Below are 22,740 nucleotides of genomic sequence, written 5' to 3' on the forward strand. Positions count from 1 at the left end.
GGAAAGCCAGCTCAGCGACCGCCGACCGGAATCTCGAACCAGACGGCCTTCCCGTCGGGGGTGGGCCGGGAACCCCAGCGCCGGGCCAGTTGGTCGACCAGGTAAAGCCCTCGCCCGCCTTCGTCGTTCTCGCCGGCACTGCGGATGCGGGGCAGCCGCAGGTCCTGGTCGAACACCTCGACCCAGATCGACTCGCCGCCGCGCCGGAGCCGGAGCGTGAACTTCTTCTCGGGGTCGGCGGCGGCGTTGAGCGCGGCGATGCCCTCACGGCCGAGGTCGAGATCGAGGTCGACCTCGAGATCGGGGAAGTCCCATGACTCGTCGAACGGCAGCGGCGGCCCGTCGAGCACGAGCTCGCGGCGCGGCGCGCTGGCCGACGCGGCGTGGAGCACGACGTTGGTGACCACCTCGGAGACGAGCAGGCAGGCCAGCTCGCCCTTCTCCTCGGGGATGTTCCAGCGTGCGAAGGCGTTGCGGGCCATCCGCCGCGCCTCACCGACCATGATCGGCTGAGCGGGGTAGTCGGACTCCTCGAACTCCAGCTCGCCACCACCCGACCGGACGACCAGGATCGCCATGTCGTCGTCGATCTCGCCGGGCACCGCCTTCGTCGCGGCGTCGGCGATGCGCTCGACGTCCTCGTCGGCGATCTTGGAGATCTCGTCGCACAACACCCGCACGGCCGCTTCGAGATCGCGCGAGGGCGTGCCCGACTCGCGGTGCGGACGCCGGTCGACCAGGCCGTCGGTGTAGAGGAGCAGGGTGGCGCCCGGGGGCAGCACCCGCGTCTCCTCCTTGTAGACCAGGTCGGCGTGGACGCCGGTGGCCCGCACGCCCAGGGGCTTGCCGACGTCGCCGATGTCGAGCTCGGTGACCGAACCGTCGACGATCAGCAGGGGCGGCGAGTGACCGGCGTTGGCGAACGACAACTCGCGCGACCAGGCGTCGTAGACCATGTATTGGCAGGTGACGATCGGCGGGCTGGTGACGTCGGCGCCGTAGTCGTCTTCCTCGGGAGAGGCCAGTATGCGGGTCCACTCGTCGAGGCGGGCCAGGATGTCGGCCGGGGGCTTGTCGTCCTGCGCGAAGGCGCGGAGGGCGGCGCGGAGCTGGCCCATCACGGCGGCGGCCTTCGCGCCGCGGCCCTCGACGTCGCCGATCACGATGCCGACGCGACCGGCGGAGAGCGGGATCACGTCGTACCAGTCGCCGCCGACCTGGGTCTGGATGCCCTGGCCGTGGCTGGAGAGCGGGGCGGCCGGGAGATAGCGGACGGCGATCTCCAGCCCGTCGAGCTTCGGCAGCTCGCGCGGCAGCAGGTGCTTCTGGAACGACTCGGCGGTGTGGCGTTCCTCCTCGAACAGGAGGGCGTTGTCGACGGCGATGGCGACCCGGGTGGCGATGGCCCCGACGAAGTCGCGGTCGAAGGCGTCGTAGTGGGGCGAGCGCCGGTCGGTCAGGTTGGACATCGACAGGTACATCAGGCCGAGGGACTCGCCGCGCGCGCACAGCGGCGCCACGATCGCCGAGGTGACCCCGACCTCGCCGTCGACCCGGGCCGCGCCCTCGCTGAGGGAGGGGTAGCTGACCTGGGAGAAGTCTTCGACCAGGATGGTCTCCTGGCGGCGCAGCGCGCTGTCGGCGAAGTGGCCGATGGGATAGCGGACCTCGGCGCCGACGGGCTTCCAGCTGTCGGCCGGGGGCTGGAAGCCGCCGACGTGGGTGGAGACCTTGCGGACCAGCCGCTCGCCCTCCATCAGCTCGATGAAGCAGTGGTCGGCGAACTGCGGGACCAGCATCTCGGCGACCCGGTTGAGCGTCTCCTCGACGTAGAGCGAGCCGGCCAGCCGCTCGCCGATGCGTTCGAGCAGGCCGAAGCGGTCTTTCTCCCGCTCGTTGCTCTTCATCGCCTCGCGCGCGGTGATCACGATGCCGGTGACCGACCCGGAGGTGTGCCGCATGGGCACCGCCTGCGCCCGGACGTAGATCAGCGTGCCGTCGTGGCGGACGACGTCGAAGGTCCCCTCCCACACGTTGCCCTTGAGCACGTGTTTGGCGAGCTCGACGCCCAGCGGGTGGTCACGCTCCATGATGCTGATGGAGATCGTGTCATCGCGCCCGTGGGCGTAGCCCGGCCGGCCGAACAACTGCTCGGCGAAAGGGTTCCAGTAAAGAACGTTGCTGAACCGGTCGGTGACGACGACGGCCAACTCCGCCTGGTCGAGCACCGCGCCCGCGGAGAGGTGGTCGGTCGTGTCCTGCGACAGGTCCCCCCAGCGCTTCATCCGACGACCACTCCTAGGAGAACAGAGCTGGACCCGTTGGGATCAGCGCTTGGAGACGAAAACGTGTGCTGCGACGTCGCGCGGAAGCTCCGCGAGGTTGTTGTCAGCCTGTTCGTCACCAGTCACCCGCACACCGTCGTCGCTCGCCGCGAGCGTCACCTCGCGTCCGGGTTGTATCCCAACTTGCTTGAGTTTAAGCATCACAGCGGGATCGCTTTGCACTTGTTCGCTAATTCGGCGCACGACAACGGGTATATCTCTTGGCCCCGCGACGTCGGCCATAGGCGAGACCTGCTCAATTTCCGTCAAACCGGACGCGCCCAGTTCTTCGAGCCCCGGGATGGGGTTCCCGTGAGGGCAGACGGTCGGGTTTCCGAGGAGGGCGACGAGCCGCACCTCGACCTGTTCCGACATGACGTGTTCCCAGCGGCACGCCTCGACGTGGACGTCTTCCCACGGCATGCCGATCACCTGGATCAGCAGGCACTCGGCGAGGCGGTGCTTGCGCATGACCCGGATGGCCTGCTTGCGGCCCGCCTCGCTCAGGGTGAGGTGGCGGTCGCCCTCCACCTTGACGAGCCCGTCGCGCTCCATGCGGGCGACGGTCTGGCTCACGGTGGGACCACTCTGCTGCAGCCTCTCGGCGATCCGGGCGCGCAGCGGGACGATCCCTTCCTCTTCGAGCTCGAAGATCGTGCGGAGATACATCTCCGTGGTGTCGATCAGGCCGTGTGCGGTCAACGGTCATCCTCCCGGTCCTGTTCGATGCTACGACCCGCAAGCGCGTTCCCGCCGACCTTACTGGTCCAGAACGGCACCTTGGGCAACAGCCGGACGGCCGAAAACCTTCCGAGCTAGGAACCGACCCGGTAGTTCCGGAACGACTTGACCGAAAGCCCGACCGCGAAGACGCTCACGGCGCACAACAAGCCACCCCCGACCCAGGCCGGAACCAGCCCGAACGCCGAAGCGGTGGCCCCCGCCCTCAGGTCGCCCAGGCGCGGCCCGCCGGCCACCACGACGAAGAAGACGCCCTGGAGGCGTCCCCGCATCTCGTCCGGCGCGTACGTCTGGAGGATCGTCTGCCGCCAGACCGCCGAGACCAGATCCGCGAAACCCCCGACCGCGAGCAGGGCCACGCACAACCACAGGGGTTCGGCCAGGCCCGCCAGAGCCACGCTGAGGCCCCACAGGGCGATCACGACGGTGAGGGCCACCCCCTGACGGCGCACCCGCCCCACCCAGCCGGAGAAGACGCCGCCGACGACCGAGCCGAGGGCGATCGAGGCCGACAGGGCGCCGAAGGCGAACTCCGAGCCGTCGAAGCGTTCGGCGGCCATCTGGGGGAACAGCGCCCTCGGCAGGGCGAAGGCCATCGCCACGATGTCGACGGCGAAGCTCATCAGCACGATCGGGCTGGTCATGATGTAGCGCAGACCCTCGACCACGGCCCTGGGGCCGGGGGCGGTCACCTCGCCGAGGGGTGCCAGCCGGGGGAGGCGGTAGGCGGCGTACAGGGTCGCGGTGAAGAGGACGGCGTCGATCGCGTAGGCCGCCGAGAAGTCGGTGGTGGCCAGGATCACACCGCCGAGCAGCGGCCCGAGCACCGAACCGAGGCTGGAGAACAGGAAGCTCAGCGTGTTGGCGGCCGGCACCAGCTCGGTCGGCACCAGCCTCGGCACGATGGCCTGCCGGGTGGGCGAGCTGACCGCGAAGCCGCTCGACTGCACGAACACCGCCACCATGATCACCCACAGGCTCTTGGCGGTGAGCGCGTTGACGAGCAGGGCGATCGTGGCGCCCCAGGTGAACAACGAACTGATCAGCAGCAGCCTGCGCCGGTCCATCGCGTCGGCGACCGCGCCGCCCCACAGGCCGAAGACGACCAGCGGGACGAGGGCGACCGGCCCCATCATGCCGACCCAGAACGACGACTCGGTGATGGAGTAGATCTCGGCCGCGACGGCGACCCCGGTGAGCTGGAACCCGATGAACCCGACGGCCTGCCCGGCCAGGAGTCTGCGGTATTCGGGGATGGCCACCGGCCGGGTGTCCGCGAAGTGCCGTCCGAGTGCCGCCCTCACCTTGCTCACGGGGGGACACCCTACTCATGGGGGAAATATCACATTTTTCCGGGTTCATCCGGATGTCAGGGCGCCAGGCGTTCCACCGTCCAGCCGTCGCCCGCGCGGCGGTAGCGCAGCCGGTCGTGCATGCGGTCGCCTCTTCCCTGCCAGAACTCGATCTCGCTCGGCACCACCACGTAGCCGCCCCAGAAATCCGGCACCGGCGGATCTTCCGGCCATCTCTCCGCGAGTTCCCGGTAGCGGTTCTCCAGGTCCTCCCTGCTGCCCACGACCGCCGACTGTCGTGAGGCCCAGGCGCCGATGCGGGAGCCGTAGGGGCGGGACTGGAAATAGGCCGCGGTGTCCTCGCGGGACAGGCGGCGGACACGGCCCTCCACACGAACCTGGCGGCTGATGACATGCCAGGGGAACACCAGGGCGGCGCGGGGGTTCTCGGCGAGGTCGCGGCCCTTGCGGGACTCGTAGTTGGTGAAGAACGTGAAACCTTGCTCGTCGGCGCCTTTCAGCAGAACTGTCCGGGCCGAGGGTCTTCCCCCGGCCGACGCCGTGGCGAGCACCATGGCATTGGGCTCCGGAACTTCGGCGCTCACCGCGTCGTCGAACCAGACGGCGAACTGCGTCATCGGATCGTCGGCCACGTCGAGCAGAGGTTCGCCCTGGTAGTTGCGCCGGAGCCCGGCGAGGTGCGATGCGCTGTCCACGGAACGGTATTCTTGCGCGCTTGACAGACGTCGGACACACCAGCCCTAACCAGGGACGACGGCGTTTGGGAGGGACCGGAGGCGACCCGCCACAACCCTGGGGGTTAAATTGACCCGCCGGTATCTCGACATCAAGGCTTTGGACTTCACAAGAGAGGGAGGCGGCCGGGAATGTCCGACTTCAAACCCGGGCTCGAAGGCGTCGTAGCTTTCGAGACGGAGATCGCGGAACCGGACAAAGAAGGGGGCGCCCTGCGGTATCGGGGCGTCGACATCGAAGAACTCGTGGGCCGCGTCCCCTTTGGGAACGTGTGGGGCCTGCTGGTCGACAACGAGTTTTTGCCGGGGCTGCCCCCGGCTGAGCCGTACCCCGTTCCAGTCCACAGCGGTGACATCCGGGTCGACGTCCAGAGCGCGCTGGCCATGCTGGCCCCGGCTCTCGGCTTCCGCCCGCTGCTCGACATCTCCGACACGCAGGCCCGCGACGACCTCGCGCGCGCGTCGGTGACCGCCCTGTCGTTCGTGGCCCAGTCGGCCCGCGGCCTCGGCCTGCCGATGGTGCCGCAGGCACAGGTCGACCAGGCCGAGAGCATCGTCGAACGGTTCATGATCCGTTGGCGCGGTGAGCCCGACCCCAAGCACGTCAAGGCCATCGACGCCTACTGGACCTCGGCCGCCGAGCACGGCATGAACGCCTCGACGTTCACCGCCCGCGTCATCGCCTCCACGGGCGCCGACGTGGCCGCCTCGCTGTCGGGCGCCGTCGGCGCCATGTCGGGCCCGCTGCACGGCGGCGCCCCGGCCCGTGTGCTGCACATGATCGAAGGCGTGGAGAAGCTCGGCGACGCACGCAAGTGGGTGCAGAACGAGCTCGACTCGGGTCAGCGCCTGATGGGCTTCGGCCACCGTGTCTACCGGGCGGAAGACCCGCGCGCGCGGGTGCTCCGCCGTACCGCCAAGGAGCTGGGCGCGCCCCGCTACGAGGTCGCGGCCGCACTTGAGACGGCCGCGCTCGAGGAGCTGCACGCCCGCAAGCCCGACCGGGTGCTCGCCACCAACGTCGAATACTGGGCCGCGGTGATCCTCGACTTCGCCGAGGTGCCCGCGTCGATGTTCACCTCGATGTTCACCTGCGCCCGCACCGCCGGGTGGGCGGCGCACATCCTGGAGCAGAAGCGCACGGGCAGGCTGGTCCGCCCCAGCGCCACCTACACCGGGCCGGCCTCCCGCTCGATCAACGAGGTGCCGGGCGCCTCGGAGATCACCCCGGTCTGACCCTTCTTTTCGTGAGGCTCGCGTCCCGTCCGGGACGCGGGCCTTTTCGTTTCTTTGCCGAGGCCCCGCGCCCCCGGCGGGACAGGGTGTTTCGCGTCTCATTTTCCATCTCAAAGGCTGGACCGGCGCGTACACCGTTTCGTGACCTCACTAATGTGGGACACGTGGCTGACATCGTGATCCCCAATGACATCAAGCCCGCCGACGGCCGCTTCGGCTGCGGGCCCTCCAAGGTCCGCACCGAGCAGCTCGCCGCCCTGGCGGCCTCCGGAGCGAGCCTCATGGGCACCTCCCACCGGCAGAAGCCGGTCAAGAACCTCGTCGGCCGGGTCCGCGCGGGCCTGTCCGAGCTGTTCTCGCTGCCGGAGGGCTACCAGGTCGTCCTGGGCAACGGCGGCACCACCGCGTTCTGGGACATCGCGTCCTTCGGCCTGATCCGCGAGAAGTCGCAGCACCTGCACTTCGGTGAGTTCTCCTCGAAGTTCGGCGCCGTCGTCAAGAAGGCCCCGTGGCTGGCCGATCCGTCGGTGATCAAGTCCGACCCGGGCACCCACCCGCTGCCGGTCGCGGAAGAGGGCGTCGACGTCTACGCGCTCACCCACAACGAGACCTCGACCGGCGTCGCGATGCCGATCGAGCGGGTGGGCTCCGAGGGCCAGCTCGTGCTGGTCGACGCGACCTCGGGCGCGGGCGGCCTGCCGGTCGACGTGTCGCAGACCGACGTCTACTACTTCGCGCCGCAGAAGAGCTTCGCCTCCGACGGCGGCCTGTGGATCGGCCTGTTCTCCCCGGCCGCGCTGGCCCGGGTCGAGGAGATCGCGGCGACCGACCGGTTCGTGCCGGAGTTCTTCAGCCTTCCGGTGGCGATCGACAACTCGTCCAAGGACCAGACCTACAACACCCCCGCGGTGGCGACGCTGTTCCTGCTGGCCGACCAGCTCGACTGGATGAACGGCAACGGCGGCCTGGCCTGGACGACCGCGCGCACGGCCGACTCGGCCGCCCGGCTCTACCAGTGGGCCGAGAAGACGTCCTACACGAGCCCGTTCGTGGCCGACCCGGCGCAGCGCTCCAGCGTCGTCGGCACGATCGACTTCGACGACTCGGTCGACGCCGCCAAGGTCGCGGCGACGCTGCGCGCCAACGGCATCGTCGACACCGAGCCCTACCGCAAGCTGGGCCGCAACCAGCTTCGCATCGCGATGTTCCCGGCGATCGACCCGGCCGACATCGAGGCCCTGACGGTCTGCGTCGACTACGTGGTCGAGCGTCTCTAGCCCGGAACCAGGCCGCGTGGGCGCCCGGCGCCCACGCGGCGCCGGGCTATTCCGGCGACGGCGGCGGAACCCAGCCGGGCGGCTGCTCCACCGGAGCCCGGCCGGCCCGGCGTGCCAGTTCGTCGAGCAGCCGCAGGGCGTCGTCGAGGTCGACGCTCTGCGCGAACCTGGACAGCACCGGAGAGCGGTCAGGGCTCTCCGCGAGGGCCGTCAGCATCAGTTCGGTCAGATGCTCCTCACGCGACTTCGTGGCGCCGTAGCGGAACGCCTTGCGCTCGGCGGTCCGGAACAGCAGCCGTTTTCGCACCAGCCGTTCGGCGACCGTCTGGATGGTCGTGTACGCCCACGGTTTCTCGGCCCGCTGGTTCAGCAGCGCCTGTATTTCGCGGATGAGCAGCGACTCCTTGGCGTCCCACAGAACGTCCATGATCGCGCGCTCCAGGGGCCCCAGGTTCACGAAATCGATTCTGTCAGGCTCTTCGCAGGTCGCGCCATGCGAACAGTGATCTGATCGTGCTCATTCGATGCTCGCGGTCGAGACTCGGGTGACGGGTGGCTTCCTGCGCCGCAGCACCCACGCCGCCACCACGCCGCCGATCAACCCGAACAGGTGGCCCTGCCACGAGATGCCCGTCTCGCCCGGCAGCGCGCCCCACAGGATCGACCAGTAGAGCGCGGCGACGATCACGCCGAGCACGATGTCGAGCAGCCGCCGGTCGAACAGGCCACGCGCCACGACGTAGCCGAAGTAGCCGAACACCAGGCCGCTGGCGCCCAGCGTGACCGAGTCGGGCGGGCTGGTCACCCACACCCCGACGCCACTGACCACCACGATGATCAGGCTGGCCCCCAGGAACTTCCCGAGGCCCCTGACGGCGGCCAGGAAACCCAGGATCAGCAGGGGCAGCGAGTTGGCCATGAGGTGCGGGAACCCGGCGTGCAGGAAGGGCGCGAAGAAGATGCCGGGCAGGCCGTCGGGTTCGTGGGCGATGATGCCGTAGCGGTCGAGATAGCCGTCGCCGATGTAGTCGACGACCTCCAGGACCCACATCACGCCCACGAGGAACACGATCAGCAGGCCGCTGCCGATCGCCCCCGCGAGCAGGCCGCGCACCTTCTGCCGGGAGGTGGGGGGAATGCCGTCGCTCATGCCATAACGGTACGCAGTTCTCGTCATGAACGCGGAGTTCCCCCCAAGGGGTCGATCATTCACCCCGCCATACCGGGGCTCTCTTCTCGGCGAAGGCGGCGGCGCCCTCCATGGCGTCCTTGGAGCCGAAGATCGGGTTCATGATCTCGGACTGGCGGGCGAACATCTCGTCGAGCGACCAGTCGACCGACTCGACGACGATCCTCTTGGTGCCCGCGAGCGACAACGGCGCGTTCTGCGCGATCTTCCCGGCCAGTTCCTTGGCCGCCGCGACCGCCTCGCCCTCGGCGACGACCCGGTTGACCAGGCCCAGCTCGTAGAGGCGCCGCGCCGGGTAGAAGTCGCCGGTCAGGGCGATCTCCATGGCGACGTGGTAGGGGATGCGGCGCGGCAGCCGCATCACGCCGCCCGCGCCGGCGATCAGGCCGCGCTTGGGCTCGGGCAGCCCGAACTTGGCCGACTCGGCGGCCACGATCAGGTCGCACGACAGGGCGAGCTCGAACCCGCCCGCCAGGGCGTAGCCCTCGACGGCGGCGATCAGCGGCTTCTTCGGCGGCGACTCGGCCAGGCCGCCGAACCCCCGGTCGGGCACGAACGGCATGTCGCCGGTCAGGAAGCCCTTCAGGTCCATGCCGGCGCAGAAGGTGCCGCCCGCGCCGGTCAGGACCAGCACCGACACGTCGGGGCGGGCGTCGAGCTCGTCGACGGCCGCCGCGATGCCCTGGGCGACCGCGCCGTTGACCGCGTTCTTCGCCTTCGGGCGGTTGATCGTCAGGACGGCGACGTTGCCGTCGACCTCGACCAGAACCTCATCGGACATGTCTGACTCCTACTTGGGCTGGAAGCGGATGCCGCCGTCGAAGCGGATGACCTCGCCGTTCATGTAGTCGTTCTCGATCAGCGAGCGGACGAGGTGGGCGAACTCGGCGGCGGTGCCCATGCGCTTCGGGAACGGCACCGGCGCGGCCAGGTGGGCCTTGAACGCCTCGGACTCGGGCCCGGAGCCGTAGATCGGGGTGTCGATGATGCCGGGGCAGATCGTCAGCACCCGTACCCCGATGGCGGCCAGGTCGCGGGCGGCCGGGAGGGTCATGCCGATGATGCCGCCCTTGGACGCCGAGTAGGCCACCTGACCGGTCTGCCCCTCGATGCCCGCCACCGAGGCGGTGTTGATCACCACGCCGCGCGCGTTGTCGGCGTCGGCGGGCTCGGTCCTGGCCATCGCGGCGGCGCCGATGCGCATGAGGTTGAAGGTGCCGACGAGGTTGACGTCGATGACCTTCTGGTACGACGCCAGGTCGTGCGGCGACCCGTCACGGTTGACCGTGCGGGAGGCCCAGCCGATGCCGGCGCTGTTGATCACGGCGCGCAGCGGCTTGCCGAGGGCGACCGCCGCGTCGACGGCGGCCTGCACGGAGACCTCGTCGGCGACGTCGGTGCGGACGAAGATCCCGCCCAGCTCGTCGGCCAGGGCCTTGCCGCGCTCTTCGTTGAGGTCGGCGATGACGACGGTCGCGCCGATTCCGGCCAGCTCGCGGGCGGTGCCCTCGCCGAGCCCGCTCGCCCCGCCGGAGATGATCGCTACACAGTTCCTCAGGTCCATACGCGGACCATAACCAACGAACCGAATGAAGTTCTACTCGGGGTGGCCCAAAATCGCGGTGTCGACGTCGGGATAGACCTTGATCCGCCGGTCAAGCCCGGTCGTCCGCAGGATTCGCGCCACCGGCGCCTGCGGCGCGGCGAGCGTCACGCCGCCGCCCTCGCTGGTGGCCAGCCGCCACGCCTCGATGAGCACGCTGAGGCCGCTGGAGTCCATGAACGAGAGCGACGTCAGGTCGAGCACCAGCACGGCGCCGTCCTGTTTGATCGCGTCACGCACCTCGTCGCGCAGGAAGGGGGCGGTGAACAGGTCGAGTTCGCCCTCGACGGCCACCACCACGGCACCGGAGAGTGATCTCCGGGCAAGCCGCAGTTTCATTGTCGAACCTCCTCCGCGAGGCCCACTTTACTGGTGCATCACCGTGAGTGAGGTGCTTGAACCGTAAGATCGCCTTGTGACAGATGCCGGAATTCGGCTCCCCCAGGAACAGGTCAGCCCGCTGAGGGCCGTCCTGCGCCGGCTCTGGTACGCCCTCGCCGCCCTCGGCGCCGTGTTTCTGCTGGTCGCGTCCGACCTCGACGGATACAGGGACAGCTACGACGGCAAGGTGTCGCTGCTCGACGCGCTCTACTACGCCACGGTCACCGTCTCCACGACCGGCTACGGCGACATCACCCCGACCTCCGATCTGGCACGGCTGATCAACATCGTGCTGATCACGCCCCTCCGCATCGTGTTCCTGGTCATCCTCGTGGGGACCACGCTCGAAGTGCTCACCCGGCGGACCAGGGAAGATTTCCTCACCAACCGCTGGAGGTCCAAGTTGACCGGGCACACCGTCGTGGTCGGCTACGGCACCAAGGGCCGGGCCGCCGTGCGCACCCTCCTCGACAACGACCGCACCCGCGAGTCGATCGTGGTGATCGACCCCAACGGCGGCGTGGTCCACGAGGCCAACGAGGACGGCTTCGTCGGCGTCGTCGGCGACGGCACCCGCAGCAGCGTGCTCAGAAGGGCCAAGATCGAGACCGCCAAAGAGGTGATCATCTCGACCCAGCGCGACGACACGACCGCCCTGGTCGTGCTGACCGCCCGCAGCCTCAACCCGAAGGCCACGATCGTGGCGGCGGTCAGGGAGTCGGAGAACGACCCGCTCGTGCGCGGCAGCGGCGCCGACGTCGTGATCACCTCGTCGGAGGCGGCCGGGCGGATGCTCGGCGTGGCCACCCAGAGCCCCGCCGTCAGCACGATCATCGACGACTTCCTCATGTACGGCACCGGCCTCGACCTCTACGAACGCCCGGTCAAGCCGGGCGAGGTCGGCGGCACCTGTGAACAGGCCGAGGGCATGGTCGTGGCGGTCGTCCGCGACGGCAGGGTCATCCCCTACGCGAAGGTCCCCACGTTGTCGTCGACCGACCGGCTGGTCGTCATCCACGTGCCGGAGGACTAGGCACGGCGAAGCCGTAGGGCAGTTCCAGGCGGTGCCCGGCGAGCAGGCCGGCGTCGGCCAGGATCTCGCGGGTCGGCCCGTCGGCCGCGATCACCCCGTCCGACAGGATCACCGAGCGCTCGCAGAGCTCCATGGCGTAGGGCAGGTCGTGGGTCACCATGAGGACGGTGACATCGAGCCCGCGCAGGATCTCGGCCAGCTCCCGGCGGCTGGCCGGGTCGAGGTTGGACGAGGGTTCGTCCAGGACCAGGATCTCGGGGTCCATGGCCAGCACGGTCGCCACCGCGACCCGGCGGCGCTGGCCGAACGACAGGTGGTGGGGCGGCCGGTCGATCACGTCGGCCATGCCGACCTTCTCCAGGGCCGTGACGACCGCGTGGTCGAGGTCGGCGCCGCGCAGGCCCATGTTGGCCGGGCCGAAGGCGACGTCCTCGCGCACGGTGGGCATGAAGAGCTGGTCGTCGGGGTCCTGGAAGACGAGGCCGACCCGCCTGCGCACCTCCTTGAGGTTCTCCTTGCGGACCGGCAGCCCGGCCACGCTGACCTCGCCGTGCCCGGCGGTCAGGATCCCGTTCAGGTGCATGACCAGCGTGGTCTTGCCGGCGCCGTTGGGCCCCAGCAGGGCCACCCGCTCGCCCTTGGCGATCGAGAGGGTGACCCCGAAGAGGGCCTGGGTGCCGTCGGGGTAGGCGTAGGCCAGGTCGCGGACGTCGAGGGTCATGACACGAACAGTACGGCCGAGGCCACCACGGGCAGCACGGCGGCCATGGCCCACTGCGCCTTCGGCGCCCGGCCGTCGGCCAGGGCGGGCATGACGCCCGTGTATCCCCTGCTCAGCATGGCCAGATGGACCCGCTCGCCGCGTTCGTACGACCGGATGAACATCGCCCCCGCCGACTTGGCCAGCACGGGGGCCTGCCGGAAGTCGCGCGGGGTGAAGCCCCGGGACTCGCGGGCGACCCGCATGCGGCGCATCTCGTCGAGGATGACCTCCAGGTAGCGCAACATGAACGTGGCGATCTGGATCAGCAACTGGGGCACCCTCAGCCGCTGCGCGCCCAGCAGCAGGGCACGCGGCTCGGTGGTGGCGGCCAGCAGGATCGAGGCCGCCACCCCCAGCGTCGCCTTGGCCAGGATGTTCCAGCTCGCCCAGAGCCCGGCGACGCTGAGCGGCACGCCCAGCACGTCGACCCGCTCCCCCACCCCGATGAACGGGATGGCCACCGCGAACAGCACGAACGGAAGCTCCACCGCCAGGCGTCTGAGCACGTGTCCCGGCGGGATCCGGGCGAGCAGGACGACGACCGCGAGGCTCAGGGCGTACAGGAGGAAGGCCAGGAACCGCTCCCGCGGCGTCGCCACCACCACCACGGCGAAGAGCACGACGGCGAGCAGTTTGCACTGCGGCGCGAGCCGGTGGACCGGCGAGTCGCCCGGCAGGTAGAGGCCTTTCACGCCGCGGTCTTCTGCCGGACGGACCAGAGGATGGCCCCGCCGACCAGCAGGGTGATCACCACGCCGACGACCCCGGCGACTCCGACGGGGATGCCGCCGACGTCGCCGTAGTCGGCCAGGAAGAACCCGCCGAACGAGTGGTCGGTGGCCGCGCCGATGAAGCCCTCGTCCTCGGCGACCCGCTCCAGGCCGTCGGGCGAGGAGGAGGCGAAGAAGCTGACGACGCCCGCGAGCAGCAGGGCCACGATCCCGCCGCCGACGAGGAAGGGCCGGACCGGCTGGGGCGCGCTCTCGGGCCGGGCCGGCTCGACGACCCGCTCGCCCTGGGCGGTCTTCAGGACCAGCGGCTTGGTGAGGAAACGGGCGCCGTACACGAGATCGGGACGCACGGCCAGCACGCTGCTGACGGTGACCGCGGTGATCAGCCCCTCACCGATGCCCACCAGCACGTGGACGCCGCCCATGGCGGCGAACACGGCGCCGGTCTCGATCGGCGCGGTGCCACCGATCACGAACAGCACCGCGAACACCAGCGCGGCGACCGGCACCGAGATCAGCGCCGCCACGAACGACCCGGCGATCACCGAGGCCCGGTTCCGGGCGACGCGCGTGACCAGCCGGAAGATCCCCCAGCCGACGGCGGCGGGCACGATGGCGATCAGCAGGATGTTCAGCCCCAGGGCGGTCAGCCCGCCGTCGGCGAAGAAGAACCCCTGCACGGCCAGCACCACCGACACGCACAACACCGCCGTGTAGGGCCCGACGAGTATCGCCGCCAGCGCACCGCCGAGCAGGTGGCCCGAGGTGCCCGCCGCGACGGGGAAGTTGAGCATCTGCACGGCGAAGATGAACGCCGCGACCAGCCCCGCCATGGGCGCGGTCCGGTCGTCGAGTTCGGTCTTGGCCTTCCTCAGGGAGACGGCGATGGCCGCCGCCGAGACGACGCCGGCGCCCATGGCGACCGGCGCGGTGAAGAAGCCATCGGGGACGTGCACGGCGTTCCTCCACTTTTGTACGAATTTTCCACAACAGTAGAGCAGTTGCGAGTCGTTCGCATTAAGACGAGGTGTGCATCAGGCGACGCTCTTTCCGCAGGCTGAGCGTGCCCGTCCGGGTCAGGTAGGGCAGCGCGACCAGGTCGTCGGTGAACCGGGCCGGCAGCGCGATGTCCCGGTCGCCTTCGAGCCGGGCCTGCCGCACGATCCCGTCGCACTCGGCGGTGACGTAGACGTCCCAGACGTCCTGGGGGTCGCCGTCCTTCAGCATCAGCCCGATCTCGGCCTCGGGAAACCCTTCGAGGGCCGCGGTGAACTCGATGCGCAGCCGGTCGCCCTCCCAGGCGACGTTCGTGAGCGCCCGGTGCAGCGTCGCCTCGGAGATGCGCGCGAGCCTTTCGAGCCTGCGGTGATCCTGCAAGGAGGCCAGCCTCGCCTGGTCGGCGGCGTCGAGCTGGGCCCGCACCCCCGGGGTCACCCAGGCGGCGCACCGGTGCGCGACCGCTTTGACGATCGCGTCCCTGGCCTCGTCGTCGGCCTCCAGGAAGGGCTCGGCCAGATCGGGCAGGACGTCTCGGGTGATGTGCCGGGCGATCAGATGGTCGCGCAGCAGCCCGTTGGGCAGATGGCTCTGCACCCTGCGCACCAGCCGGTCGGGGTGGTGCCGCCCCTTCTGCTGCGGCCCCCGCACGGTCGCGATCCGCCCGGCGTGGCAGTAGGCGTGCACGACGAAGTCGGCCGCGTCGGTGAAGGGGATGCGGTCGCGGAACGCGGTCCGGAACAGCTTGCCCAGCGACAGGTCGTCGTAGATGTCGCCGAGCAGCGCGTCGTCACTGACCTCGGCCGCGACCGCCACCAGGTCGGCGCCGGTCCGGTCGGCCGTCTCGATCATGAGATCGATCGGCGGCGTGGGGTGGTCGCCGGCGAAGTAGGTGTAGCGGCCTCGGGTGGGGGCGTTCTCCGGGCGATCGACGAGGCGGACGTTCCGGTGAAGGCTCGCGTAGAGCCGGGCGAGCCGCGAGTCGGCCACGAGGATCTCTTTGGAGGCCCGCAGAGCCAGCGCGTGCGTCAGCCACCTGTCCAGGTGGACGGAATCGGCGGCCGGAACGACGACGCTGACGTCAAAAGGGTGGTGACGTTGCGCGTTCATCGGTGGACATTATGTGAGCGCCGCACGTCATCTGGGGGGAGGACATGGCGATATGGCCCGAGGTCTAGTCCCGGGCCACACCACGTGGGTGATCAGACCTCTGGTTCCTTGTGGGTCGTGACCGCGATCCGGTTCCAGGCGTTGATCGTCGAGATGGCCACCACCAGCGCCGCGAGCTGCTCGTCGTCGAAGTACTTGGCCGCCTCCCCCCAGACCTCGTCGCTCACGCCGGTGGAGTCGGCCAGCCGCGTCGCCTCCTCGGTCAGCGCGAGCGCCGCCCGCTCGGCCGGGGTGAACGACGGCGTCTCCCGCCACGCCGCCACACCCCAGATGCGTTCGTCGGGCTCGCCGGCCTTCTTCAGGTAGGAACTGTGCATGTGCACGCAGTAGGAGCACCCGTTGATCTGGCTGGCCCGCAGCTTGACCAGCTCGACGACCTGCGAGGGCAACCCGCTCGACCGCAGGTAGCGCTCCAGCCCCAGCATCGCCTGGTACGCCTCGGGCGCCACGGCGGCGACGTCGATCCTCATCGCAGACTCCTCAGTTTCTCTGGATTGCGGACGATGTCGACCTCGACGATTCGTCCCTGTCTGACCGCCAGCCCGTATACCGCCGGCGGATCGTCACGGACCAGCCCCGGCGAGCCGTTGACCATGACCGGCCGGAACCCGCCTTGCTGGACCCCGACCAGGAACCGCGCGACCTTCCCGGCCCCGAGGATCGGCCGCAGCGCCGCCTTGACCAGCCCGCCCCCGTCGGTGCGCAGGACCACATCGGGATCGAGCACCGCGAGCAGCCCCTCGATGTCCCTCCCCGCGCAGGCCGCCGCGAACGCGTCCACCACCCGCCTGTGGTCCTCGGCGCTGACGTCGAACCTCGGAGCCTTCTTCCGCACGTGCCTGCGGGCCCTGGCGGCGAGCTGACGGCAGGCGGCCGGGCTGCGGCCCACGGCCTGCCCGATCTCGTCGAAGGGGACGCCGAAGACGTCGTGGAGGACGAAGGCGGTGCGCTCGGCCGGGCTGAGGCTTTCGAGCACGACGAACATCGCCAGGCTGAGCGACTCGTCGAGCGTCACCCGATCGGCGGGATCGGCGTCGACGACCGGCTCGGGGAGCCAGGGCCCGACGTACTCCTCCCGCCTCTTCCTGGCCGACTTCAGGACGTCGAGGGCCAGCCTGGAGACGGTGACGACGAGCCAGCCCTCGACGTCCTCGGGCTTCTCCTCGGCCCTGTTCAGGCGCAGCCAGGCGTCCTGGACGACGTCCTCGGACTCGGCCAGATCGCCCAGCAGGCCGTAGGCCAAGCGGACAAGTCTTGGCCGGATTGCCACATACGGTTCCACGCTTAGAAGGACGACACAGGGCCAGAGGATGTGACATGGACTTCATCGAACTCAGCGAACGCGCGTGGCAGGCCAACCGCGAAGGGGACGCCTCCTTCTACGACGCCTACCTGACGGACGACCCGGTGGCCATCTCCCCGTGGGGGGTGGAGACCGACCGGGCCGCCATTCTGCGAACCTTCGCGGAGAACCAGAACCCGTACACACGAACCGATCAGTCCGAGCACCGGGTGGTCCGGTTGAGTGACACCTCCGTGGTCCACACCGCCCGGGTGGAGATCGACTCCGAGCGGGGGACGATGGTCGTCTACGCGACCACGACGATGGTCTTGGACTCCTCCGGCGCCTGGCGGGCCGCGGTGTTCCAGATCACGCCGGTGGCCTAGCGGACGGCCTGGCAGCTCAGGCCGTCACCGGCGATCCTGGTCGCGCCCGCGATGACGTCGGTCGTGAGGTGTTTGCAGGCGAGGTAGGGATCGCCGGTGCCCCGGAAGATGAGGCCGGAGCCCTGGGGGGTGTAGCACCTGAGGCCCGAGGCTTCGTAGAGGCCCAGCCAGGCTTCGGGGTGGATCTTCGCGGTGCAGTATTCGCCGATGCTGAGCGGGCCGAAGTTGAGGTTGACGATGACGGCTTGAGCTGGGGCGGTGAGGACGGTCGTCGCGGTGAGGGTGGCGGCGGCCAGGAGGGTCAGGGCGCGGCGGAGCATGGGAACCTCCGGGGATGGGGTCGTCATGCGGAGTATTTATTAGGAAACTTTCCTGTGCAAGACCGTCTTGACGTGGGACAACGAGGGATTCTTTACGGCCAACCCTTCACAAGGGATGTGATCACCCGGAACTGGCACCGCAGTACGTCACCCAGATAAGCGAATATTGACTATCAGTTGAAAATAGGGCGAAATGGGGTTGGCGCAAAGAAGGGTGTGCCGGTTGTCGAACAACCAAGAACCCACGATTCCGCCGCCCGAAAACGTATTTCCGGCAAACCTCGACGTCGCGGAATTGCTGGCCACGGGCTGGCGGCCGTCCGCTTTTCGGCAGTTCATCTTGAAGGTGCACAGCCGATGCGATCTCGCGTGTCCGAGTTGCTACGTGTATGAAATGGCCGACCAGGGTTGGCGCAGTCAGCCGCGCCAAATGTCGCCGGCCATCGTGGCGCGCACCGCTCTCCGTATAGCCGAACACGCCCGCGCCCACCGGCTGGCCGATATCGACGTCATCCTGCACGGAGGGGAACCGCTTCTGGCCGGGCCGGAATCGCTCGGCCACATCGTGCGAACGATTCGCGGGGCGTGCGCCGAGGTGGGCACCCGCGTGCGGGTCAGCGTGCAGACCAACGCCGTCCGGCTCGACGAGACCTTCCTGCGTCTCTTCAACGACCTGGAGATACGCGTCGGGGTCAGCCTCGACGGCGACGCCGTGGCCCATGACCGGACCCGCGTCTTCGCGAACGGCCGGGGCAGTCATGAACACGTCAGCCGTGCGCTGCGCCTGTTCGAAGGGCCCTTTCATCATTTGTTCGCCGGGCTTCTGTGCACCATCGACCTGCGCAACGACCCCGTCTCGACATACCGCGCATTGCTGGAATTCGATCCGCCGGGCGTCGATTTCCTGCTCCCGCACGGCAACTGGGCGGCGCCGCCGCCCTGGCGCGATCCCGATTCGGCCGCGACGCCTTATGCCGATTGGCTCATCCGCGTTTTCGACGAGTGGCGGGAGGCGTCGAGCTTTCGTACCGAGATCAGGCTCTTCCACGAGATCAACCGGCTGCTTTTCAAAGCTCCGTCGCGCAGTGAATCGGTCGGGTTGTCGCCGTCGTCGATGGTCGTGGTCGAGACCAACGGCGCCATCGAACAGTCGGACATCCTCAAATCGGCGTTCGAGGGCGCCTCGGCCACCGGCCTCCATGTGCTGACCGCCGCCTTCGACGACGCCCTGCGACACCCCGCCATCGTGGCCAGGCAACTGGGTGACCGGGCTCTCGGCCCCGAATGCCACCGATGCGACCTGATGCGGATCTGCGGTGGCGGCCTGTACGCCCACCGATACCGCCCGGCCACCGGGTTCCGCAGCCCTTCGGTGTACTGCCCCGACCTCTACCGGCTGATCTCGTACATCAGCGATCGGCACGCCCGTGACACCGCCCGATTGAAGGGACGCGTATGAACACGGTCTCCGACAAGGCCTTCCGCGCCCTGGCCGAGGAACCCGCCAACGCGGAAGCGGCCGAGGAGCTCAACGGTCTCCAGGTCCGCCGCCGGCTGGGCCTGCTCCGGGGCGTCGCCGAGGAATCCCGGGTGTCCGGCCACCCCGACGCCGATTTGGCCGGCGAGGCCTACACGGCGCTGCTCGAACTGGAGGCCGCCGCCCCCGCCTCGGTGAACCCGGTCCTCCAGCACCCCGCCGTCGGGGCCTGGGCCTGGCGGACCTTCCGTTCCCTTCGGGTACGCGGCCCCGAACGCCCCGCCCGCCTTGGTGCGATCGCCGTGGCGGCAGCCGTCGCATCGGGCACGCCCTGCCGGGTCAAAGCGCTGCTCGACGACGACGGCGGGCTGATGTTGCCCGGCCTCGGACGCTTGAGCCCCGGCGGAACCTGCGGAGAGATCGAGGTCGAGGGACACTCCCTGCGGGCCGGAGACTGGAGTGCCGAGCTGGACCTGACGGCCGACGCCCCCGGCTGGCAGGTGCTGCACCGGATCGTGATCGGCGACGGCTTCTCCGTCGTGCTGGACGACCTCGACCCCCATCGCTGGCCGGAGCCCGGCCGGGTGACGCCCCGGCTCGCCCCTGGCGCGCTGCCCGTCTGGCGATCCCTGCTCCCGGAGGCCTGGCACGTCCTGCGGGCGAACCACACAGGCGTCGCCGACGAGATCGTCACGATCGTGCGGGCCCTCACTCCGATCACGGCGCCGCCGGAGGGCGTGAGCAGCGCCTCGGCGCGGGAGACGTTCGGCACGATCGCCATGTCCGCGCCGACGGGCTCCCCGTCCTGGCTCGCGGAGACGTTCGCCCACGAGATCCAGCACGCCAAACTCGACGCCCTCATGCACCTGGTCCCGCTGGTCCGATACGAGAAGACCGAGACCTACTACGCCCCGTGGCGCCCCGACCCCCGCCCCGCCCACGGCCTGCTCCAGGGCGCCTACGCCTACCTGGGCGTGACCGAGTTCTGGCAGCGCCAGCATCCGCATGAGGGCCTGCGTGGCCGCGTGGAGCTCGCCCGCTGGCGGGAGGGGGTCCGGCGCGTCCTCGACACTCTTGAGGACGAGCACCTCCTGAACGACGCGGGGATGACCTTCGTCGACGGCATGCGCACCCGGCTGGGAACGGTGCTGGCCGAGCCGCTCGACGGGGAGGCCCTGGCCGCCGCCCAGAAGGCGGCGGCCGACCACCGGGCCGCGTGGGAGGCGCGGAACGGGATCTCAGATCGGTAGCGGGTCGAAGTCGCAGTCGATCCTGACGCCCGATGCGGCGGTCACCGCGTCGGGCTGGCCCTGCTCGAACCGCTCCTGGTAGAGGTCCGCCACTTCGATCCTCAGCTTGTCCGCGTCGGGAGCCTCTGTCGCGATCCGGTCCAGGACCAGGTTGGCCGCGCACGACAGGGTCAGGAAGTGGTCGCGCCCGAACCGCTCCGTGAGGTGTTCGAGTGTGCCCTCACCCAGTGCTCTGGCCTGCTCGGACTCACCCAGGGCGGCCAGGTCGCTGGCCAGGTTCACCATGCACGACAACACGTAGTGGTGTTCCGGGCCCAGCCGGGCGGTCAGCCCCTCGCGGGCGGCCTCGTTGACGTCGCGGGCCTTCCGGGGATCGCCGAGCAGGCGGTGCAGAATGCCCAGGTTGGTCTGGCAGGCGAGCGTGAACGGATGGTCGCCGCCGAAGACCGACGGGTAGGCCCGGTTCATCTCCTCCGCCAGTTCGTACGCCTCAGCGAGATCGCCGCGGACCCGCAGAGCGTTGGAGACGTTCACGGCCGCCGCGATCGTGTCGGGGTGACGGGGGCCGAACAGCCGGGCCAGCCGGGCGTGGGTGTCTCTGGCGATGGAGATGGCCTGGTCGAGGGCGCCCGCCCGGCGCTGGGCGATCGACAGGTCCTTGGCGGTGATCAGCGTGGCCCAGTGGTCGCGGCCCAGCTTCAGGACGCCGAACGCCAGCGCGTCCTCACCGGTGTCGCAGGCCTCCTCGAAGCCGCTCGTGAGCCGGACGGCCCTGGCCATGCTGTTGCGCGAGAGCAGCACGATCTCCGAGCTGGCCGGGTTGGCCGCCTCGCTCTGGGCCAGATAGACCTCCGTGTGCAGCCGCCTGGCCCGTTCGTACTGGCTGTTGAGGCCGAAGTCGAGGGCGAGGCTGTTCTTGGCCCGCAGGGTGAGGACGTGGTCGTCGCCGAGCAGCCGCTCATGCTGTCTGACCGACTCCTCGTCGAGTTCGAGTGCCTCCCGGAAGTCACCGCGGGCCCGCATGCTGCCGCCGAGACCGTTCCTCGCGATCAGCGTCTCCTCGTGTTCCGGGCCGAATTCGTTGATCACATTCGCCAGGGTGGTGCGGTCGAGGTCGTACACCTGGGCGTACTCGCCCATGCGGCGCAACGTGTTCCCCTGGTGGCGGCGGGCCCGGAGCACGTCGGGGTGGTTCTCCCGCGCTCTGCCCCACTCGTCGATGGAGGCGGTGACCAGCTCCAGCGCCGACCGGTAGTTGCCCGAGGAGTAGAGGTAGCGCACGACGTTCAGAGCGAACTCGCGGACGCTGGGCTCACGTGATTCGAGAAGCCGTGAAGGGCGGACATGGGGCACCAGGTCGGCGAAGTCCGGCCACTTGGAGTTGTCGTCCGGAAGTTGCGGCGCGCTGCCGGCGAGAAGGCGGTGCACCTCTTCGCGCTGCCGGTCCTGGCGGGCCTCGTCGAGGTCGTCGCGCAACAGCGCCTGAATCAGCCGGTGCACCTGGATCGTGCGGTTGTCGGGGTCGCTCCGGATGAGAGCGTATCGGCTGAGCTCTTTCACGGACTTGTCGAACATGATCGGGTCGGCCAGCAGTTTCTCGAGACTCGGCGCGTTGGCCTTGTTCCCGCGCCGGAAAACGTCGAGCGGAATGGGATCGGGCCCGAAGAAAGCGCAACAGCGCAGCAGGTTGAGCGCGATCTCCAGCCGTTCTTCCAGCAGCGAGACCGAGACTCGCCAGGCGGCGGTCATCGTCAGCGGATAGTCTCTGGCTCTTTCCGCGCCCAGCAGCCGGGCCGTCTGTTTGTCGAGCAGCTCGATGTAGTCGTCGACCGTCATGGTGCCGCGCCGCTGCAACGCGCCGACCTGTTCCAGGGCCAGGGGCAGGTCACCCAATTTGTCGGCCAGCCGGAACGCCTCGTCTTTGGTGATCCGCGCGCCCAGCCTTTTCGTCAGGAACTCGATGCTCTCGTCCCTGGTGAACACGTCCACCTGGAGGGATCGGAATTGGTCGTCCCAATTCGGGTTGCGTGACGTGATGATCACATGGCCGGGGCCGCGCGGAATGAACCTCTCGATGCGGGCGTCTTCCGCGTTGTCGAAAATCAACAGCCAGTTGTTGTACGGCGCCCCGTTCTCCAGCGCCTCCCGCACGGACTCGGCCGCCTCCTCCACACCCACGACAGAGGCAGGAGTCAATTTGAGATGGGGCGCCAATGCGGCCAGCGCCGAGGGCACCAGATAGTACTGGTCCGCGGGAATCCACCAGACCAGGTCATAGTGAGAGCGATAGCGGTGGGCGTACTCGATCGCCAGGTGGGTCTTGCCGACGCCGCCGTAACCCTGCAGAGCCTGCGGCAACGGGATGACGGCGGTCACCGACCGGGTGCCCTCACGCAGCTGGTGCAGCAGGCTCTCCCGCCCGGTGAAGCTGCCGTTTCTGGGCGGAACCCGCTCGAAGATCTCCGGCTGTTTGTCTCCCAGGGAATGTGCGGCGAGCGAGGAGGATTCGGTGCCCATCGGACCTCCGCTGCTTC

General features: G+C 69.3%; 23 protein-coding genes. 6 read left to right on the forward strand and 17 right to left on the reverse strand.

The window, feature by feature from the left end:
* Window positions 1-11: 11 nt before the first annotated feature.
* The 4 genes from AW273_RS03850 to pdxH form a co-directional block, all read right to left on the reverse strand.
* Complete coding sequence (locus AW273_RS03850; RefSeq protein ID WP_062345129.1) at window positions 12-2,285, reverse strand: ATP-binding SpoIIE family protein phosphatase; 2,274 nt, start codon at window positions 2,283-2,285, stop codon at window positions 12-14.
* A 42-nt stretch (window positions 2,286-2,327) separates the two neighbouring features.
* Window positions 2,328-3,026: an iron-dependent transcriptional repressor DtxR gene (locus tag AW273_RS03855; protein WP_030451552.1), complete on the reverse strand. Its 699-nt coding sequence runs from the start codon at window positions 3,024-3,026 to the stop codon at window positions 2,328-2,330.
* Window positions 3,027-3,139: 113 nt separating this feature from the next.
* Window positions 3,140-4,378 carry an MFS transporter gene (locus tag AW273_RS03860; protein WP_062345131.1) on the reverse strand — a complete coding sequence of 413 codons (1,239 nt, stop codon included), beginning with the start codon at window positions 4,376-4,378 and terminating at the stop codon, window positions 3,140-3,142.
* Between the two features lie 56 nt (window positions 4,379-4,434).
* Window positions 4,435-5,073: a pyridoxamine 5'-phosphate oxidase gene (gene pdxH / locus AW273_RS03865; protein ID WP_062345133.1), complete on the reverse strand. Its 639-nt coding sequence runs from the start codon at window positions 5,071-5,073 to the stop codon at window positions 4,435-4,437.
* A 171-nt stretch (window positions 5,074-5,244) separates the two neighbouring features.
* On the opposite strand from pdxH, the gene AW273_RS03870 reads away from it, so the two are divergent.
* Entirely contained in the window at window positions 5,245-6,348 is a 1,104-nt protein-coding gene (locus AW273_RS03870) for a citrate synthase 2 (RefSeq protein WP_062345135.1), read from the forward strand.
* Between the two features lie 164 nt (window positions 6,349-6,512).
* Window positions 6,513-7,625, forward strand: coding sequence for a phosphoserine transaminase (serC, locus tag AW273_RS03875; protein WP_062345137.1), 1,113 nt, complete (start codon window positions 6,513-6,515; stop codon window positions 7,623-7,625).
* 46 nt (window positions 7,626-7,671) lie between these two features.
* Here the strand turns inward: serC and AW273_RS03880 are convergent, their stop codons facing one another.
* From AW273_RS03880 to AW273_RS03900, 5 genes are read right to left on the reverse strand one after another with little or no spacing between them, the layout of a single operon-like run.
* Window positions 7,672-8,082 (reverse strand): BlaI/MecI/CopY family transcriptional regulator, encoded by a 411-nt coding sequence (locus tag AW273_RS03880; protein ID WP_062345140.1) that lies wholly within the window; start codon window positions 8,080-8,082, stop codon window positions 7,672-7,674.
* A gap of 60 nt (window positions 8,083-8,142) precedes the next feature.
* Window positions 8,143-8,775 carry a rhomboid family protein gene (locus tag AW273_RS03885; protein ID WP_062345142.1) on the reverse strand — a complete coding sequence of 211 codons (633 nt, stop codon included), beginning with the start codon at window positions 8,773-8,775 and terminating at the stop codon, window positions 8,143-8,145.
* Between the two features lie 55 nt (window positions 8,776-8,830).
* On the reverse strand, window positions 8,831-9,595 hold the full coding sequence (locus AW273_RS03890) for a crotonase/enoyl-CoA hydratase family protein (protein ID WP_062345144.1): 765 nt from the start codon (window positions 9,593-9,595) through the stop codon (window positions 8,831-8,833).
* Between the two features lie 9 nt (window positions 9,596-9,604).
* Window positions 9,605-10,378: an SDR family NAD(P)-dependent oxidoreductase gene (locus AW273_RS03895; RefSeq protein WP_062345146.1), complete on the reverse strand. Its 774-nt coding sequence runs from the start codon at window positions 10,376-10,378 to the stop codon at window positions 9,605-9,607.
* Between the two features lie 33 nt (window positions 10,379-10,411).
* A complete protein-coding gene (locus AW273_RS03900) occupies window positions 10,412-10,756 on the reverse strand; it encodes an STAS domain-containing protein (RefSeq protein ID WP_030451563.1) in 345 nt (114 codons plus the stop codon).
* 76 nt (window positions 10,757-10,832) lie between these two features.
* Between AW273_RS03900 and AW273_RS03905 the strand changes: the two genes are divergently transcribed.
* Entirely contained in the window at window positions 10,833-11,831 is a 999-nt protein-coding gene (locus AW273_RS03905; RefSeq protein ID WP_062345149.1) for a potassium channel family protein, read from the forward strand.
* Here AW273_RS03905 and AW273_RS03910 read toward each other — a convergent pair.
* The 6 genes from AW273_RS03910 to sigJ form a co-directional block, all read right to left on the reverse strand.
* Window positions 11,809-12,552, reverse strand: a complete 744-nt coding sequence (locus AW273_RS03910) for an energy-coupling factor ABC transporter ATP-binding protein (RefSeq protein WP_062345151.1) — start codon at window positions 12,550-12,552, stop codon at window positions 11,809-11,811. The genes AW273_RS03905 and AW273_RS03910 overlap by 23 nt on opposite strands.
* The gene (cbiQ, locus tag AW273_RS03915) at window positions 12,549-13,286 is read right to left on the reverse strand and encodes a cobalt ECF transporter T component CbiQ (RefSeq protein ID WP_062345153.1); all 738 of its coding nucleotides are present in this window, start codon (window positions 13,284-13,286) and stop codon (window positions 12,549-12,551) included. The genes AW273_RS03910 and cbiQ overlap by 4 nt, the downstream gene beginning before the upstream one ends.
* Window positions 13,283-14,281 carry an energy-coupling factor ABC transporter permease gene (locus AW273_RS03920; protein WP_062345155.1) on the reverse strand — a complete coding sequence of 333 codons (999 nt, stop codon included), beginning with the start codon at window positions 14,279-14,281 and terminating at the stop codon, window positions 13,283-13,285. Before AW273_RS03920 ends, cbiQ begins: the two co-directional genes overlap by 4 nt.
* A 61-nt stretch (window positions 14,282-14,342) precedes the next feature.
* Entirely contained in the window at window positions 14,343-15,431 is a 1,089-nt protein-coding gene (locus tag AW273_RS03925) for a hypothetical protein (RefSeq protein ID WP_062345157.1), read from the reverse strand.
* A gap of 92 nt (window positions 15,432-15,523) precedes the next feature.
* Window positions 15,524-15,961, reverse strand: a complete 438-nt coding sequence (locus AW273_RS03930; RefSeq protein ID WP_062345159.1) for a carboxymuconolactone decarboxylase family protein — start codon at window positions 15,959-15,961, stop codon at window positions 15,524-15,526.
* A complete protein-coding gene (sigJ, locus tag AW273_RS03935) occupies window positions 15,958-16,773 on the reverse strand; it encodes an RNA polymerase sigma factor SigJ (protein ID WP_198167981.1) in 816 nt (271 codons plus the stop codon). The genes AW273_RS03930 and sigJ overlap by 4 nt, the downstream gene beginning before the upstream one ends.
* A 35-nt stretch (window positions 16,774-16,808) precedes the next feature.
* Between sigJ and AW273_RS03940 the strand changes: the two genes are divergently transcribed.
* Window positions 16,809-17,159, forward strand: a complete 351-nt coding sequence (locus AW273_RS03940; RefSeq protein ID WP_062345163.1) for a nuclear transport factor 2 family protein — start codon at window positions 16,809-16,811, stop codon at window positions 17,157-17,159.
* On the opposite strand, the gene AW273_RS03945 is transcribed toward AW273_RS03940, so the two are convergent.
* Window positions 17,156-17,506: a hypothetical protein gene (locus AW273_RS03945; RefSeq protein ID WP_157555542.1), complete on the reverse strand. Its 351-nt coding sequence runs from the start codon at window positions 17,504-17,506 to the stop codon at window positions 17,156-17,158. The two genes, AW273_RS03940 and AW273_RS03945, sit on opposite strands and share 4 nt — an antisense overlap.
* Before the next feature lie 187 nt (window positions 17,507-17,693).
* On the opposite strand from AW273_RS03945, the gene AW273_RS03950 reads away from it, so the two are divergent.
* Window positions 17,694-18,938, forward strand: coding sequence for an FxsB family cyclophane-forming radical SAM/SPASM peptide maturase (locus AW273_RS03950; RefSeq protein ID WP_439648615.1), 1,245 nt, complete (start codon window positions 17,694-17,696; stop codon window positions 18,936-18,938).
* On the forward strand, window positions 18,935-20,206 hold the full coding sequence (locus tag AW273_RS03955) for an HEXXH motif domain-containing protein (protein WP_062345167.1): 1,272 nt from the start codon (window positions 18,935-18,937) through the stop codon (window positions 20,204-20,206). Before AW273_RS03950 ends, AW273_RS03955 begins: the two co-directional genes overlap by 4 nt.
* Here the strand turns inward: AW273_RS03955 and fxsT are convergent.
* On the reverse strand, window positions 20,195-22,723 hold the full coding sequence (fxsT, locus tag AW273_RS03960) for an FxSxx-COOH system tetratricopeptide repeat protein (protein ID WP_062345169.1): 2,529 nt from the start codon (window positions 22,721-22,723) through the stop codon (window positions 20,195-20,197). The genes AW273_RS03955 and fxsT overlap by 12 nt on opposite strands.
* Window positions 22,724-22,740: the final 17 nt, after the last annotated feature.

The sequence above is a fragment of the Herbidospora yilanensis genome (assembly GCF_001570565.1).
Lineage (GTDB): Bacteria > Actinomycetota > Actinomycetes > Streptosporangiales > Streptosporangiaceae > Herbidospora > Herbidospora yilanensis.

What these genes read in the sequence shown, in the direction of transcription:
- AW273_RS03850 (WP_062345129.1), bottom strand. Translation starts at nt 2,285, where the DNA reads ATGAAGCGCTGGGGGGACCTGTCGCAGGACACGACCGACCACCTCTCC.
- AW273_RS03870 (WP_062345135.1), top strand. Translation starts at nt 5,245, where the DNA reads ATGTCCGACTTCAAACCCGGGCTCGAAGGCGTCGTAGCTTTCGAGACG.
- AW273_RS03885 (WP_062345142.1), bottom strand. Translation starts at nt 8,775, where the DNA reads ATGAGCGACGGCATTCCCCCCACCTCCCGGCAGAAGGTGCGCGGCCTG.
- AW273_RS03890 (WP_062345144.1), bottom strand. Translation starts at nt 9,595, where the DNA reads ATGTCCGATGAGGTTCTGGTCGAGGTCGACGGCAACGTCGCCGTCCTG.
- AW273_RS03895 (WP_062345146.1), bottom strand. Translation starts at nt 10,378, where the DNA reads ATGGACCTGAGGAACTGTGTAGCGATCATCTCCGGCGGGGCGAGCGGG.
- AW273_RS03900 (WP_030451563.1), bottom strand. Translation starts at nt 10,756, where the DNA reads ATGAAACTGCGGCTTGCCCGGAGATCACTCTCCGGTGCCGTGGTGGTG.
- AW273_RS03910 (WP_062345151.1), bottom strand. Translation starts at nt 12,552, where the DNA reads ATGACCCTCGACGTCCGCGACCTGGCCTACGCCTACCCCGACGGCACC.
- AW273_RS03925 (WP_062345157.1), bottom strand. Translation starts at nt 15,431, where the DNA reads ATGAACGCGCAACGTCACCACCCTTTTGACGTCAGCGTCGTCGTTCCG.
- AW273_RS03930 (WP_062345159.1), bottom strand. Translation starts at nt 15,961, where the DNA reads ATGAGGATCGACGTCGCCGCCGTGGCGCCCGAGGCGTACCAGGCGATG.
- AW273_RS03940 (WP_062345163.1), top strand. Translation starts at nt 16,809, where the DNA reads ATGGACTTCATCGAACTCAGCGAACGCGCGTGGCAGGCCAACCGCGAA.
- AW273_RS03945 (WP_157555542.1), bottom strand. Translation starts at nt 17,506, where the DNA reads ATGACGACCCCATCCCCGGAGGTTCCCATGCTCCGCCGCGCCCTGACC.
- AW273_RS03955 (WP_062345167.1), top strand. Translation starts at nt 18,935, where the DNA reads ATGAACACGGTCTCCGACAAGGCCTTCCGCGCCCTGGCCGAGGAACCC.
- fxsT (WP_062345169.1), bottom strand. Translation starts at nt 22,723, where the DNA reads ATGGGCACCGAATCCTCCTCGCTCGCCGCACATTCCCTGGGAGACAAA.